This is a genomic window from Streptomyces jeddahensis, from assembly GCF_001642995.1.
In the GTDB taxonomy this organism is placed as follows: Bacteria; Actinomycetota; Actinomycetes; order Streptomycetales; family Streptomycetaceae; genus Streptomyces; species Streptomyces jeddahensis.
Genome location: NZ_LOHS01000020.1, coordinates 1 through 15,228, shown reverse-complemented (window position 1 = coordinate 15,228; position 15,228 = coordinate 1). Strand labels below are relative to the sequence as shown.

The following is a 15,228-nucleotide window of genomic DNA, read 5'->3' as shown; positions in this document are numbered from 1 at the left end:
ACTAGTGGCTGGTCGTCCTGCAGAGCCACTGCGCGCACAGGGAGGTCCACGTGCCGGCGGGCGTCATGTCCTGGGCCAGTCCCACGCCGTGTCCGCCGGTGGGGAATACGTGCAGTTCGACCGGGACCCGCAGGGAGGCCAGGCGCCGGGTCAGGGACAGGGCGTGGTCGACCCCGACGGTGTCGTCGTCCGCGCAGTGCCAGATGAAGGTCGGGGGGGTCTGCGGGACGGCGATCAGCTCGATGGAGACCGCGCGGCGCTGTTCCGGGGTCGAGCCGGGGCCGAGGAGCGGGTCGCTGTCCGGTTCGCCGACTGCGGCGGGGCCGAAGTTGTGCCATGACGTCGCCGGGTAGCAGAGCACCGCGAACGCGGGCCGCTCGTCGTCGGCCGTGTCCGGGCCGGCGGCGAGGTGGGCGGCGAGGTGGCCGCCCGCGGAGAAGCCGAGGACCCCGATGCGCGACGGGTCGACCCCCAGCCCCGGCGCCTGCGAGCGCGCCTCACGCATCGCCGCCCGAGCCGAGTCCAGCGGCGCGGGGTGAAAGTCCTGTGGCCCTACCGGGTACTCCAGCACCCAGGCGGCGAATCCGAGCTGGTTCAGCCACTGTGCGACGGGCTTCCCCTCGTGCGGGGCAAGGAAGGTGTAGCCGCCGCCCGGCATGACGATCACCGCGGGCGCGCCCGCAGCCGGGCGCGGCGCCTCCGCCATCAGTGGGTGGAACGTCAGCGCTGCCGCGCCACTGTTCGTGATCCGCAAGTCTGCCATCTGTTGCTCCATCTGTGAGAAGGGGTCTTCTTCGGGGTTTCTTCCGTCGGACCGCCGCGGTCCTGAAGGAGGTGCGGGCCGCACGGAGGCGCGCCCCGGCACCTGCACACGTCAGCGCAACGCGTGTGCGACGGCGGCTCCTTCGCGTACGAAGACGGGTATGCGCTCCAGTGGGGCGTCGGCGTCGGGTGCCGTTCCACCCTCCAGCACGTGTCCGGTGGCCGGGTCGTACCAGCGGGCGCCGGAGGGCAGGTAGACCCGGCGGGTGCGCGCGCCCGGCTCGTACACCGGTGCCACCAGCACGTCGGGGCCGAGCAGGAACTGGTCGTCCACGTCCCAGGCGCGTTCGTCCTCGGGGAAGTCGAAGAACAGCGGGCGCATCGGCGGTGCGCCGGTGCGGTGCGCGTCCTGGGACAGCAGGTCCAGGTACGGGCGCAGGCGTTCGCGCAGCAGCAGGTGGTCCCGGAGGATGCCGTACGCCTGCTCCCCGTAGGACCAGACCTCGTTCGGCCCGCCGGTCATGTCGGTGGAGAAGGCCGGGTGGTGGGGCACGCGGTCCCCGTGCAGCCGCATGACGGGGCTGAAGGTGCCGTACTGGAACCAGCGGATCAGCAGCTCGCGGTAGGCGGGGTCGTCGGGGTCGCCGCCGAAGAAGCCGCCGATGTCGGTGTTCCACCAGGGGACGCCGCTCATCGCGACGTTCAGTCCGGCTCTGATCTGCCGCGCGAGGGAGTCGAAGGTGGTGGGGATGTCGCCGGACCACAGTGCGGCGCCGTACTTCTGGCTGCCCGCCCATGCGGAGCGGACCAGGGACAACGGCCGGTCCTCGCCGGCCGCGCGCAGGCCGTCGGCGACGGTTCGGGTGTGCAGGAGCGGGTAGAGGTTCGCGGCCTCGGCGGCCGGACCGGCGGCGTAGACGGCACGGTCGGCGACATCCCGGGGCAGGTCGGGTTCGCAGGCGTCCAGCCAGAAGCAGGCCACGCCCGCTGAAAGGTAGTTGTCGCTCAGCCGTCGCCACAGCGCGGCGCGCGCGTGGGAGTTGGTCGCGTCGTAGTACGCCATCCGGCGCATCGGCTCCTCGGCGCTACGGGAGGGCCAGTGGCAGGTGAGCAGGCCGCCGTCGCCGTCCCGTACGAGGCATCCGGCCGAGCGCAGCTCGTCGAAGGTGTCACTGCCGGGCTCGACGGTGGGCCATACCGAGACCGCGAGCTTCACCCCGAGGCCGGAGAGCTCTGCCACCATCGCGGCGGGATCGGGCCATTCGCTTGCTTCGAAACGCCAGTCGCCCATCGCGGGCCAGTGGAAGAAGTCGCAGACGATGACGGACAGCGGCAGTCCGCGTTCCTTGTACTGCCGTGCCACAGCCAGGAGTTCGTCCTGGGTACGGTAGCGCAGTTTGGACTGCCAGAAACCGGACGCCCACTCGGGCAGGAGCGGCGGACGTCCGGTGGCCAGGGTGTAGGCGTCCAGGATCTGGGCCGGAGTGTCGCCGGCGGTGATCCAGTAGTCGACCCGCCCGCCGGCGTCGGCGACCCACCGGGTGGTGTCGGTGCCCAGTTCGGCACGGCCGGTGGCGGGGTTGTTCCACAGCAGTCCGTAGCCGCGCGAGGAGTGCAAGAAGGGGATGGCGGCCACCGTGTTGCCCTGGACGAGGTCGATCACACAGCCTTTCTGGTCCAGGAGTCCGTGCAGATGCTGCCCGAGGCCGTGCAGCCGCTCGCCGGCGTAGGCCTCGAAGTGCTGTTCCGTCCGGCCGCCGGCCGCATGGACGCGGGGGCCGGGATGATGGGGGTACGGGGACTTGTCGGCGAGGAGTTCACGGCCCGAGGCGGCGTGCAGGAACCTCAGCCGTCCGTCCGGCAGGGCCTCGACAGCGAGGCGGCCGTTGACCAAGCGGGCAGAGCCGTCTTCCGCGACGGACACGTCGACGCGGGGGGAGGGCGAGGGGATCTCCAGCGCGCCGGGAGCGGAAGGGGCGACTGTCCCGGACGAGGCCCGGACCCGGACTGCGTGCGGCCCCCAGGGCTCGACACGGAGGATCTCTTCGGCGGTGTGACGTTCCAGGCCATCCGCGCTGATGCTGTAAGGCAAGGCGATTCCTCTTGTTCTTCTGACGCCCGGCCCCGTGTGGGGCACACGGGGCCGGGGTCGGTCAATCGGTGGTCAGGAGACGGTGCCGGTGACCGTGTCGCCGGACCTGGTCACGTGGTAGGTGACGGAGGCCCCGCTCCAGAAGTCGAACTTCAGGGTGACGGTGGAGCCGTCGGTGAGGGTCTTCAGGTAGTCGGAGGTCAGCCGGATCGCGCCGTTCGGGTAGTCCGGCGTGAACGTGAAGTGAACTCCTGGTACCCGGGGCCGAGAACGGTCAGGCGACGGTTCCCGTCACAGAGCCTCCGTTCTTCGTCACGTTGTAGGTCACGGTGGCTCCGCTCCAGAAGTGGAAGACGAGCGTCGCCTGGGTGTTGTCTCGCAGTGAGTCGACGAACTTGGAGGTGAGGACAAGACCGTTGCCCGGGTAGTCGGGAGAGAAGGCCTCGTTGAACTCCTGGTAGGGAGTCCAGTTGACCGGGCCGGCGTTGCTGCCGTCGGCGTACCTGGCCTCCATGGTGGCCAGCTGGTCACCGCGGTACTGGGTGGGGATGGTGAGACCGCTGGTGTCGCCGGTCGCGTTGGAGAGCACCGGCCTGTCATACGTGGTCACGAAGATCTTCCAGGGCAGGCCCCGGGAGAAGCGGGCCTCGATCGTCGCGTTGATCCCGTAGGCGCGGTCGCCGGCGAGCCGGGTCAGCGCGGTGGCTGTGAGCGTGAGCTCGTTGCCGGAGACGGTGTAGTCCCGGCCCTGGACGAGCTTTGTGCTGCCCTGCCAAAGGCCCTGGAAGGTGGTGCCGTTCGGGTTCAGGGTGAGTGTCCTGGCGGTGATCGCACTCGACTTCGCCAGGAAGACACGGTCCGAGGAGGCCGTCCCCGAGCGGGTGGTCCAGCTCGACTTGATCTGGTTGATCAGCTCGGGCTCACGCCACTGCAGCGTGGAGCGGTTCAGGAAGTTGTACGCGTCCCACAGGGCCGTGGTCACCCCTGAGATGCGGGCCTCGTAGCCGAACATCTCGAAGTACTTCAGTGCCTCGCCACGTTCGACACGCGGCGCGGGTTGGAAGTAGTCGGGGTACTTCAACAGGCCGTACTCGCCCACGTAGACGGGGATTCCCTTGGACACGAGGGTGTCGCGGATCCGGGCGAAGTTGTCGGTCAGGTCCTTCTGCGCGGTGGCGTCGAATTGGGTGCCGCCGGCGATGTTCACGCTGAACGGGTACCAGCTGTAGTAGTGCACGGTGGCCACGAGGTTGGGGTCGTTCAGCGACTTCATCTCGCTCACCAGGGCGTCCAGGAAGACCTGGCCGGAATTGGTGTGCAGGCTGGGCAGGACGAGCAGACGGGTCGCGTTGTTGCCGCCGGACTGGCGCACCACGGTGTGGAACGCGGTGTTCAGTTCGTCGTTGTACTGGATGCCCTGGGCGTCGGTGGTGTTGTTGAACTGCGGCTCGTTGTTGCTCTCGAAGAGGAGGCTCCCCGGGTAGTCCTTGAATGTGGCGGCGATCTGGGTCCAGGTGGCCTTGAAGCGGGCCAGGACGTTGTCGTGGTCGGTGGGCATGTCGGCGATCCACTGCCATGAGTCGTGATGCACGTTGATCACGACGTAGAGACCGTCGGCCAGCGCCCAGTCGACCACCTGCTTGACGCGGTTCATCCACGTCTCGTCGATCGTGTAGGGGGCGGTGGAGGACTGGTGGCCGCTCCAGGTGACGGGGATGCGGACGCTGCGGAAGCCCTGGGACTTGATGGTGTCGAGCAGGGCCTTGGTGACCGGTGGGTTGCCCCAGGACGTCTCGTCGGGGATGGCGTCCAGGGTGTTGCCCAGGTTCCAGCTGGGCTGCATCGCGGCCACCGTGCTCATCGGACTGAGCTCGATGTTCTTCATCGCCGCGGACGCGTCCCTGTGGGACGGTACGGCGAACGCGGTGGTGCTGGTCAGCCCGATCGCGGCGACCAGCGCCAGCAGCAGGCCGAGCACCCGGTCGGGGCCGCTTCTGCGGTGGCCGGTGGGGTGGTGCGTTCTCTTCATCTCTGACCTTTCTCTGTTGGCCGAGCGGGGGTTCCGCCCGCGAGGGGATGGAGCGGCAGGCGGTCAAGGGGGGAGGGCCGCTCGTCTTTCGGAAGGCGACGTGGTGCCTCGACTCGCGGCGCTGGTTCAGAGGCCGAGCGGCTCGTAGTCGCACCAGTCGAAGTGGACCGTGCCGGCCGAGGGGTACAGGCCGATGACCCGTCCGGTGAATCCGCCGGCCACCTCCGTCGAGAGACAGCGGCCGTCGAGCGTGCCGAGCACGGTGAATGTGCCGTCCGGCTCCTCGACGCCGAGTGCGACGGTGTCGGGTCCGGTGCGGGCATCCCGCGGTGGGGTGCTGGAGATCCGGACGCCGAGCACCAAGGGGCCAGGAGGGCACGGACCGGGGCCCCACGACGGTGCGCAGCGGGTCCGACACGGCACAGCGCCTGCACCTTCCCGTCGGACGCCTCGATCTCGGAGTGGTGTTCCTCATCCAGCCGGACGGCGAGGCTGCCGCGCCCCTGCGCCGGATCGATGCACGTGCGCACCGGGCATGTCAGGCGCTGCTGGAGGCGGCCGACGAACACGACGTCCGGCTTGTCCAGCGAGGCGCCGCGGGCGCGGAGCGTCAGCCATCCGGCCCTCTCCTTGGTGGTGCAGCGCTCCTCCGGACGGTCGCGCACGGAGATCCACTGCGGCCGCAACTCGCTGCGGTCGAAGTCGTTCCGGCGGGCCTCGGCGGGCCTCGGCGGGGCCGGGGACGAGCGGCCAGGCGGGCGCGGGCAACTCGGGCGGGGAAGTCAGGCCGTGCGGAGCACCGCGCAGCCGCCGGGCGGCAGTACTGGACGAGACACCCGCGTGTCTGGCCACGTCGGCGAGGGTCACCATGGTGGCCTCCGTGTCATTCCTGACGGTGGTGAGGGAGCGGCTCCGCTCCAGCAGCGGGGATGGGCGGGGGGAGCCGCTCCCGGTCAAGGCGGGGGAGCAGGTGGGCGACCGGTTCACCCCTTGATCGCGCACGTGAGCACACCGGCGCGGAAGTGCTTCTGCACGGAACTGCGGCATCTCGTACATGTGGAGGAGCTTGCTGCTCTCGAACTTCCAAGAAGGAGCTCCCCGGCGGAGGCACGGTGCTCCACTGCGGGGTGACCGCGGTGTACTCGCCGCCCTTGGCCGGGACGCCGGAGACAGTGGTGCGGTACCGAGGGGACGTCGGGTTGAGGGACTTGCTGGGCATGTAGGCGGGCAGCGCCGCCTTCAGGCCCGACTTCGTGTTCGTGCCGGTCTGCTGCCGGCCGCCACCTCCGCAGGCGGAAGGCAAGAGGGCCATGGCGGCAGCACCCCGCCACGGCGGCGGCTTTGCCGACGAAGCTTCTGCGGTTCACCTCGTTACTCATCGCGGCGGCCCTTCCCCTTCGGAGTGTCGAAGCGCTTCACCCGGCGGCGAACGTTAATGACATGTCTCTTGCGAGGCAAGATGGCAGGGTTGGGCAATTTTCTTTGGATTCTGTCGTTGACAGCCTGTGGCTGCGGTGGGAGTGTCGAAGCGCTTCAACGCATCAAATCAGCCTGCTTGGAGGTTTTCCACGTGGGTTCTTCGTCCCTGCCGGCGCCCGGCTTCCGTTCCGCGACCCGGTGCTGCCGATCGACAAGCGCGTCGACGACCTGCTCGGGAGGCTCACGCTCGACGAGCGGATCGCGCTGCTGCACCAGTACGCACCGCCCGTCGAGCGCCTCGGCATCGCCTCGTTGCGCACCGTGACGGAGGCGCTGCACGGCGTGTCCTGGCTCGGCGAGGCGCGCGGCGACCGGTGCGACGGCCGCGTACAACCTGGTCAACGGCCGTCCCTGCCCAGTGGCTCGGTGACGATGACGAAGCTGCCGACGTTGATCAGCCGCTTGCGGAACCAGGGCAGCGACTTGTCGGTGTAGGCGTCCGTCGCCGCCATGACCTGCTTGGCACGGATGGTGCCGTGCAGGGTCTCGACGAGGAAACCGCCCTCGGGGAGGCGGTGCAGCGCGGTCGCGGCGTTGCGTTCGTGGATCTGAGCCCCGGCGCGTTCGGCGGCCTCGGCCAGGCCATGGACGTATTTGCCGACGTGAAGGTGCGCGCTGAGCGGGTCGAGCTGGGCTCCGTGGTACTAGTCGGAGCCCAGCTCGGCACGTAGATCGCTCTTGCTCAGCAGCGTGGTGTCGTGACCGAAGTTGTCGGCCAGGTCGCGCTGCTTGGCTCGCATGCTCTCGAAGTGCTGCGGCTTGAACGCGACGCCCAGACGCCCTACGCGGTGGAAGTCGCAGTCGATCTGCTCCTTGACCGTCAGCTCCTCCACCAGGTCCACCGCCTCGCGGAAGGCGTCGTACAGTTCCCGGGCCCGCGGCTGCCCGTAGCGCTTGCGCGCCTCGGCGGGGCTGATGGTGATGCCCTGGGTGCACATGCTGCCGTTGCGCCCGGAGGCGCCGGAGCCGACCTTGTCCTTCTCCACGAGGACGACGTGGGCGCCCTTGCGTGCCGCGTGATGGGCGGTGGACAGGCCGGTGAGGCTGCCGCCGATGACCACCAAGTCCGCCTGATCGGGCAGGGGCTTGCCGGTCCGGTCGGGGAAGGCAGGGCTGTGTCGAGCCAGTAGGGGATCTACTTCATGACGTACGCCCTCGGGTCCTCCTGGTAGTCCAGGGGTGTGTTGTCCGGGTCCCGGCTTCAGCAGCCGAGCAGGGCCGGCAGGCCGGACAGGTCGGGCAGCTCGTCGAAGGGCTGGTAGTCGGCGCTGCCGCGAGCGCCCATGGAGCCGTTGTGGCCGTAGCGGTTGATCCACACGCGGCGAGCGAGGCCGAGGTCGCGGGTGGGGATGAGGTCGTACTCCCAGCCCTGGGCGACGTGGATGACCTGGGCGGGGTCGATGTCCATGGTCTGGAAGGCGTACTCGAAGGCCTGCCGGGACGGCTTGTACGCCTTGGCCTGCTGGGCGGTGATGACATGGTCGAACTCGACGCCCATGTTGGCCAGGTTCTGGGCGATGAGGTCGTCGTCCGTGTTGGAGATGATGGCGATCTCGTACCGGGACTTCAGTGCCTGCAGGGCGGCCGGGACCTCGGGGTGGGGGCCGAAGGTGGGCACGGCCGCGACCAGGGCCTCGCCGTCGGACTGCCGGTACTCCAGGCCGTGCAGACGCATCGCTATCTCCAGGCTGGCGGGCAGCAGCTCGCGGAAGGGGCGGTATGCCTCCAGGACGGCGTGGAACCGCATGATGCGGAAGTCGTCGAGGAACTCGTCGACGTTCAGACGGTCCAGGTCCAGCCGGTCGGCCAGGACCTTCAGGGTGGTGGGGCCGAGCTGGAAGTCGACCAGGGTGCCGTAGGCATCGAAGGTGACGATCTGACGCATGGTGTTCAACCTCTTTCCGGGTATATGGGACACCGGGTTCAGGAGGCCGCCGAGGCGTTGGGGCAGCGACCTGTTTAGGGGGATGGGGGCTGAGGGGTGCCCGAGGGGCCGCCGCTGGAGGACGAGCCCCCGGGCAGGGCCGGGGACGACGAATGCTGATCAGGTAGTCGGCGGCAGCATCGTTACTGCGCCGATGCGATGAGCCTCTCTCCGGCTCGAGGTGATGCGTCAGTGAAGCACTGTGGAGAATTCGGCAACAAGGGACGTGAGGCCGCGAGATCGACCGCGTATTTTGTGCCTGTGCACAATTTCTGAGAAGCACCGCGAGTGGCTCCGGCGCGAACTGCGGCCGCTTGGCGCTGCTGCCCCGCGGCGTGACCGGGCTGTCGGCCGCCAAGGCTGCCGTCCTCATGAAGGGCATGTGGCCTCTGACCGCCGTACTTTGGCGCCGGCTCTCTGGGTCGCGGCCCCGGCCGGTTGCCTCGCCCCGTCCAGCGATCGGTGGATCAGGACATCGTCGCCCGGAAGCGGGCGCCCGCGTCCGTCTCCAGCCAAGCTAGGGCGAGGACCAGCCGGGCGGCGTCGTTCGGTCGGGACAGCTTCAGCCCGGTCGCCTCTTCCGCAGCCTGCAGGCGATTGCCCACCGTGTTCCGGTGACGGTAGGTGCGTGCGGCCACCTCGGCGACCGAGCCCAGGTCGAGGTACCAGCGCAGGGTCTCGACGATGCTGTCGCGGTCGCGCAGCTCGAGCAGTGGGCGCAGCACGCCGGTGGCCATCGCACCGGTGAGCTCCTCCTGCGCCGACATGATCGCCCCGATCCAGTGGCCCTCCACGTGCCGCACTCCGGGCTGGGCGGAGCTGCGGATCGCGGCACGTGCGAACCGGATGCCCCGCGCCGTCAGCGCCAGGCCGGGGACTTCCGCGACGCCGCAGCGCCACGGGGCGAACGGCCGGAGCATGGCAAGCACGGCCTCTTCATTGCGCCGTCCGTGACCGATGATGCCGAGGAGCTCGTCGCCCATCCATCCGAAGTGATGTACCAGGCCGCCCCGACGCAGCGCGTCGTCGACCTGGGACACAGCCGGGTCCCCGGTAGGAACGGATTCGACCACGACCACGGTCAGGGCGACGTTCTCGGAGAAGCCCAGCAACGTGGAGGCCTCGGCGACGATGGAGGGATCCTGCTCCCCTTCCAGGACCAGGCGGGTGAAGGCGCGGTTGCGCACCTCCGTACGGTGGCTCGCCAGGTCGCGCTCGGTACGGCGGTAGGCGTCGACGACCTCGACGCTGTTGGCGTCCGTCGCCTCCCAGACGCGGATCAATCCGTCGAGGAAGTCGGGATCGGCGCTGATGCCCCGTGCTCGCCCCTCTGCGAGCACGGCCTCCCACAGGGTCCTGAGGTCCAGTTGGAAGGAGTGCATCAGAGCGGTCAGGGGAAACGCCTGCTCCGCTCGCTCGCGTCCCACGTCCTCGGTGGCGCGCGAGACCGTCCGGGGCACGGGACCGCCGGCCAGCCGGGTCAGGGCGAGTTCGAGGGTTCGTCGCATCCCCTCCCGTTTCTGGACCGGGTCCCAGTCCGCCGACGCGTAGGCGGGCTCCTCGGCTTCCAGTCGTTCGAGAGCACGAGAGGTCAGTTCGTCGAGTCGTTCCTCGAGGAGCCGGCGCGCGATCGCCTGCACGGCGTCGTGGCGGGCCCCGCCCTGACGGCGTCCCGGGCCGCTCATGAGGACCGCCTCTCCCGACGACAGCCGTCACCGGACGGATCCAGGGCCGTCTCCGGGTAATGCCGCTGGCATGCCGGTGGCGCTCCCTGACAGAAATTGTGCATAGGCACAAAATACGGGGTCGATGTCGCGGCCTCGCGTCCCTTGTTGCCGGATTCTCCGCGGTGTTTCACTGAGGCATCACCTCGAGCTGGAGTGGGCTCGTGACATGACCCCGCACTTGGAGCAGCTATGGCACTTCCGGTAGGCACCTGATCCCCAGTCCGTCACCTTGAGTAGGCGCTGCTGAGGGCGCCGCGTTCCTCGGGTCAGTGTCAGCGGTTCGCCAGGCAGAGCGGTATCGAGATCACCCAGGACTCCCCCAGAGACTACGCCGAGCTCAAGGCGAGGGTCGAGGACCATGATGCCCGGGTCCCACTTGGTCGAGGTCTGCGCAGCCCGTGAAGGGATCGAGACACAGCCGCGGCAGCTCTGCCCGCCGCCCCCGGGAACCGCAATCGATCGGACCGTCCGGGAGCTGGCTGTCAGCGTCGGGCAAAGGTCCGACACGGGTGGCGGCGGGGGACTGGCCACGACCTGAGCGTCGTGGCGCAGGCCCACGGTGAGTGATGAGCGACTTGACGACGAGAGAGAGAACGCACCGATGACCTCAGCGACCACCACCGGCCAGGACGGAACGACCATCCCCGGTCACACCGGCCAACTGCCGGGCTCGCTCCTCGATCACGTGCTGCGGCAGTCCTTCGGACTCGAGGGATATGTTCAGCACCCACTGGGAGGGGAGGTCGACCAGAACGTCCGGATCACCGGCAACGACGGCATGCGCTACTTCGTACGGGTCACCCGCGCGGAGCCGGACTCGGCCGACGTTCTCTGGCAGAACTCGCTCCTCCAGCATCTGGCCTCCACCGTTCCCGACCTTCCGGTGCCACGGCTGGTCCCGACACGCGAGGGGAAGTTCCTTGCCGCCGTCGTCCACGAGGGCCGAACGCACGTGGTTCGCGTGATGAGCTGGATCGAGGGCCGGGTCCTGGCGGATCTCGACGACCACCCCGCAGCGCTTCTGCGCCAGCTGGGAGAAGCCGCTGGGCGGCTGAGCCTCGGACTCTCCAGCGTGGAGCCACCGGTGGGCTTGGAACCGCACGACTGGGACATGCGCCGGGCCGCTGAGATCGTCGAGGCGTCGCTGCACGCTGTACAGGACGCGGACCGGCGAGAGGCGGTGCGCACGATCATGGGCTGGTACGACGATCTCCTGCCGGCCTGGGACCGACTGCCGCGGAGCGTCGTACACCAGGATCTCAATGACGCCAACGTCCTCGCCGACGCTGACGAGGACGGGGTGCTGCGGATCTCGGGCATCGTCGACCTGGGCGACTCGCTCTACAGCGTGCGCGCGGCGGAGGTGGCGATCGCGGCGGGCTACGCCATGGTCCGCAAGGCCGACCCGCTCGCTGCGGCGGCCGAAGTCGTGGCCGGCTTCCACTCGGTGCTCCCCCTCACGGCTGAGGAACTGGCGGCTGTCTATCCGTTGGCGGCCGCCCGGCTGTGCATGAACGCCGTGACGTGGACGCGCCGGGTCTCCGAGAGCGACACGCCGTACGGGCGGACCCGCATGCAACACACCTGGCCCGCGATCGCGCAGGTGGCCGAGGTCTGCCCCGACGTCGCCGAGGCGACGTTCCGGGTCGCGTGTGGGCTCCCCCCGACGCGGGAGCAGCGGAATTTGGAAGAGGTCCTGGCAGAGGCGGCCCGAGACGGTGCCTCGTACGCACCGGCCCCGCAACTGCTCGACCTGCGACCGGCAAGTGATCTCTACGACGAAGTCGACTGGCACGACGCGAGGGCGGTGCGCGCGAGCATCGACGACGTCCTCGACGGACGACGGCGGCGGGGCTACGTGCCCCACCTCAGCGCATCGCTGCTCCTGGGGGGCCGGCGCCGCCCGGGAGCCGACGAGCCCGCGACGGTTCAGGTCGGCGGCTCGCTGATCGTGGCAGACGCCGAGGAGGTTGCCAGCCCGCTGTCCGGCGTCGTCGAGGCCCGCGGTGGCTCCGGGATGCCGTTGGTGCTGCGACATGCGGTCGAGGGGCTGGAGTTCTGGACGTGCTGGTGGGGACTCGACGACACGCCGCCCGTTGCGGCGACCGTCCCGGCCGGGGCGCCGTTGGGACGCGCCGGCGCGAGCGAGGAGACGGACCCGCTCGGATCCTGCGTCCAGGTGCAGGTCCACCGCACCGCGCGGATGGCCACGTGGCCGCCCCCTCGTGTCGTGCCGCCCTCCGCACGGCAGGTGTGGAGCCACCTGTCACCCGACCCCGCCCGGCTCCTCGGGTTCACCGAGTGCTCCACCCCGGCCCCCACCATTGACGACGTCGTCTCAGTGCGCCGTCGCCACATCGCTCGCTCCCAGCGCAACTACTACCGCACCCCGATGAACCTTGTGCGCGGGCGGGACGTGTGGTTCCACGACGAGGACGGCCTGGCCTATCTGGACTCGCTGAACAACGTCACCCACGTCGGCCATGCCGAGCCACGGGTGACGGCCGCCGCCACCCGACAGATGCGCAAGCTCAACACCAACAGCCGTTTCGTCTACCCGCAGATCGCCAGTTACGTGCAGAAGCTGGTAGCAACGCTGCCCGACCCGCTCGAGGTCGTCTTCCTCGTGTGCACGGGCAGCGAGGCAAACGACCTGGCGCTGCGGATCGCCCGGCAGGTGACAGGTCGTCAGCACATAGTCAACATCGACGGCGCGTACCACGGAAACACCGGCGTGGTGACCGGGATCAGCCCGAACCGTTACAAGGGCCCCGGCGGCGCCGGTGCACCCGCGACCACCCACGAGGTCGTCATCCCGGACCGCTACCGCAGCACCTACGGGTACGACGACACGGACGCCGGAGTCAAGTACGCGCGCGACGCCGCGGCTGTCATCGAGCGGATCACGGCCGACGGCCGACCCCCGGCCGCCTTCATCGCCGAGTCCCTGATGGGATCGGGTGGAAACATCGTGTTCCCCGACGGCTACCTCGACGGCGTGTTCACCGCTGCCAGGCGGGCGGGCGCCCTGTGCATCTCCGACGAGGTCCAGGTCGGCGTCGGACGACTCGGGCCCTGGTGGGGGTTCGAGCTCCAGAAGGTGGTCCCGGACATCGTCACGATGGGCAAGCCGCTCGGGAACGGGCATCCCCTCGCGGCGGTGGTCACGACTCGGGAGATCGCCGACGCGTTCGACACGGGCATGAAGTACTTCAACACCTTCGGCGGCAACCCGGTCTCCTGCGCGATCGGCGAGGCCGTGCTCGACATCGTCGAGCAGGATGAGCTGAGGGAGAACGCTGTGAGCGTGGGCGGGTACTTCGCCCAGTCGCTGCGCGAGCTCCAGCAGCGCCAACCGCTCATCGGTGACGTGCGGGCGGAAGGGCTCTACCTCGGCGTCGAACTGGTCCGTAACCGCACCACCAAAATGCCGGCCACTGAGCAGGCCTTCATGGTCACCGAACTCATGAAGGAGCGAGGCGTCATCGTCTTCCCCAATGGCGTGCACGACAACGTACTGAAGATCAAACCGCCCATGACCTTCCGCCGCGAGCACGTGGATCTCTACGTCGACGTGCTGGACGAGGTCCTGTCCCTGCCCGAGCTGCGCTCGGCCGTTCAGTCCTGAGACGGGTAACCGTCTACTGAGGCAAGGAACGAGAGTGGCCCGCGAAAGCGAGAAGTGCCCCGCGGGCCGGCTTCTCCGGCCAGGACTTCAAGGTCTCGCCCGCCATGGGCGGCATCGCCGCGGACCTCGCCCCGGAGCGCCGCGCCTCCCAGTCGATCGACTTCATCACCACAAACGGCCGTTCCACGGCCTGAGTCAGAAAGAGAAAACGCATGACCCTGACCATCGGCGCGCTGAGGGCCGAGCCCGGCCAGAAGACCCGCGGGACCCTGCCCGCCGACCTGGGCACCACGACGGTGGACGTCCCCCTGATCCTCGTCAACGGCTCCCGTCCCGGCCCGAGGGTCGTGATCACCGGTGGCGTCCACGGCGGCGAGTTCATCCCCGTCGACGCCACCACCCGCCTGGCCGGGCTGCTGGAACCGGACGAGATCGCCGGCCAGCTGGTGATCTGCCCCGTGGCCAACCCCCCGGCCGTCTACGGCGGCAGGCTCAACATCTCCCCGCTGGACGGCGTCAACATCAACCGCGTCTTCCCCGGCGACAAGGACGGCGGCCCCACCGACCGCATGGCGGCCTGGCTCTTCGAGCACCTGATCGACGGCGCCGACGCCTACGTGGACCTGCACAGCGGCGGCATCGACCAGCACCTGCTCGACTTCGTCGGCTACCGCCTGACCGGCGACGGCGAGCTGGACGCGAAGAACAAGGCGATGGCCCACGCGATCGGATACGAGCTGGTCATCCTTGGCACCAGCGCCGACGGCGGGAACAGCCACGCCGCGGCGAACCGGCAGGGCATCCCCGCGATCCTCGTGGAGACCGGCCAACTCGGCGACCGCGCCGCCGCCACCGTACACAGGCTGCTCGACGCCCTCTACCGGATCCTGCACCACCTCGGTGCCATCGAGGCGTCGGAGCACATCAAGCAGCCGACCGTGCAGCCACGCGACTGGATCTGGACGGGCGACGTCGAGTCTCCCGTCGCAGGCCTCTGGTACCCGGACGCGGTCACCGGCGACGAGGTCACCGAGGGACAGACCATCGGCCGCATCATCGACCCGGTCGACGGCACCGAGCACAAGATCACCGCCATCGCCACCGGAAAGATCATCTACGGCATGAACGGACTCTCCGTCCGCCCCGGCACGCATCTCGCCGCCATCGCCGCCCCGCACCACTGACGGGCCGCACGCCCGCCCACTGACCCCATCCCCCTACCCCGCCGAGATGGCCCCATTTCACTCCTTCCAGGAGAATTGTCTGGAAGCACGAGTTCCGGTTTCTGGCCCCGCTATGGCGACGCACGCCTCATGACCTGCGCTGTACCCAGCGCCAACTATTTCGCTGACTCTGCGGCTCCGGCTGCCGAAGCTACTTGGTATCAGTGCAGGTCGTGAACGTGGCCTGGTGCCAACTAGCGAGCCCGGTCACACTTCGTCGTTGTGCCGCAGGCCCTCGCTCGGCCTGCGGATCCCGGCAATGGTCCTCACCCCCGTTGGAACGCGAGCGCGACCCGTGCGTTAAAAAGGCGTCAGCGAATCATCAAGAGGACGGGTGGGCGTGGCCGAGCAGAACCAGGGCATA

8 protein-coding genes and 4 pseudogenes are annotated in these 15,228 nt (G+C 69.1%); 3 read left to right on the top strand and 9 right to left on the bottom strand.

Annotation, left to right across the window (positions count from 1 at the left end; all coding sequences use genetic code 11):
• Nucleotide 1: 1 nt before the first annotated feature.
• From STSP_RS01395 to STSP_RS40685, 6 genes and pseudogenes are all read right to left on the bottom strand, one after another.
• Nucleotides 2-763 (bottom strand): alpha/beta hydrolase, encoded by a 762-nt coding sequence (locus STSP_RS01395; RefSeq protein ID WP_198547237.1) that lies wholly within the window; start codon nucleotides 761-763, stop codon nucleotides 2-4.
• A 111-nt stretch (nucleotides 764-874) separates the two neighbouring features.
• Nucleotides 875-2,854, bottom strand: coding sequence for a glycoside hydrolase family 31 protein (locus STSP_RS01390; protein WP_067270887.1), 1,980 nt, complete (start codon nucleotides 2,852-2,854; stop codon nucleotides 875-877).
• A 72-nt stretch (nucleotides 2,855-2,926) separates the two neighbouring features.
• Nucleotides 2,927-3,082 (bottom strand): annotated as a pseudogene (locus STSP_RS41085) (hypothetical protein); the annotation flags it as partial.
• Nucleotides 3,083-3,128: 46 nt separating this feature from the next.
• Nucleotides 3,129-4,883 (bottom strand): cellulase family glycosylhydrolase, encoded by a 1,755-nt coding sequence (locus tag STSP_RS01385; protein WP_067270885.1) that lies wholly within the window; start codon nucleotides 4,881-4,883, stop codon nucleotides 3,129-3,131.
• Between the two features lie 126 nt (nucleotides 4,884-5,009).
• Nucleotides 5,010-5,243, bottom strand: coding sequence for a beta-xylosidase family glycoside hydrolase (locus STSP_RS40690; protein ID WP_269801018.1), 234 nt, complete (start codon nucleotides 5,241-5,243; stop codon nucleotides 5,010-5,012).
• A 137-nt stretch (nucleotides 5,244-5,380) separates the two neighbouring features.
• A pseudogene (locus STSP_RS40685) lies at nucleotides 5,381-5,548 on the bottom strand (glycoside hydrolase family 43 protein); the annotation flags it as partial.
• 886 nt (nucleotides 5,549-6,434) lie between these two features.
• Between STSP_RS40685 and STSP_RS36480 the strand changes: the two are divergent.
• Nucleotides 6,435-6,665, top strand: a pseudogene (locus STSP_RS36480) (hypothetical protein); the annotation flags it as partial.
• Between the two features lie 35 nt (nucleotides 6,666-6,700).
• On the opposite strand, the pseudogene STSP_RS01370 reads toward STSP_RS36480, so the two are convergent.
• From STSP_RS01370 to STSP_RS01360, 3 genes and pseudogenes are all read right to left on the bottom strand, one after another.
• A pseudogene (locus STSP_RS01370) lies at nucleotides 6,701-7,423 on the bottom strand (NAD(P)/FAD-dependent oxidoreductase).
• A gap of 140 nt (nucleotides 7,424-7,563) precedes the next feature.
• A complete protein-coding gene (locus tag STSP_RS01365; RefSeq protein WP_067270878.1) occupies nucleotides 7,564-8,247 on the bottom strand; it encodes a haloacid dehalogenase type II in 684 nt (227 codons plus the stop codon).
• 506 nt (nucleotides 8,248-8,753) lie between these two features.
• A complete protein-coding gene (locus STSP_RS01360; RefSeq protein ID WP_067270876.1) occupies nucleotides 8,754-9,971 on the bottom strand; it encodes a PucR family transcriptional regulator in 1,218 nt (405 codons plus the stop codon).
• Nucleotides 9,972-10,614: 643 nt separating this feature from the next.
• Here STSP_RS01360 and STSP_RS01355 point away from each other — a divergent pair.
• Complete coding sequence (locus STSP_RS01355; RefSeq protein WP_067270874.1) at nucleotides 10,615-13,641, top strand: aminotransferase class III-fold pyridoxal phosphate-dependent enzyme; 3,027 nt, start codon at nucleotides 10,615-10,617, stop codon at nucleotides 13,639-13,641.
• Between the two features lie 212 nt (nucleotides 13,642-13,853).
• Nucleotides 13,854-14,825: a succinylglutamate desuccinylase/aspartoacylase family protein gene (locus STSP_RS01350; RefSeq protein WP_067270871.1), complete on the top strand. Its 972-nt coding sequence runs from the start codon at nucleotides 13,854-13,856 to the stop codon at nucleotides 14,823-14,825.
• Nucleotides 14,826-15,228: the final 403 nt, after the last annotated feature.

Coding starts and splice junctions, on each gene's coding strand:
- STSP_RS01395 (WP_198547237.1), bottom strand. CDS start 763: ATGGCAGACTTGCGGATCACGAACAGTGGCGCGGCAGCGCTGACGTTC.
- STSP_RS01385 (WP_067270885.1), bottom strand. CDS start 4,883: ATGAAGAGAACGCACCACCCCACCGGCCACCGCAGAAGCGGCCCCGAC.
- STSP_RS01365 (WP_067270878.1), bottom strand. CDS start 8,247: ATGCGTCAGATCGTCACCTTCGATGCCTACGGCACCCTGGTCGACTTC.
- STSP_RS01360 (WP_067270876.1), bottom strand. CDS start 9,971: ATGAGCGGCCCGGGACGCCGTCAGGGCGGGGCCCGCCACGACGCCGTG.
- STSP_RS01355 (WP_067270874.1), top strand. CDS start 10,615: ATGACCTCAGCGACCACCACCGGCCAGGACGGAACGACCATCCCCGGT.
- STSP_RS01350 (WP_067270871.1), top strand. CDS start 13,854: ATGACCCTGACCATCGGCGCGCTGAGGGCCGAGCCCGGCCAGAAGACC.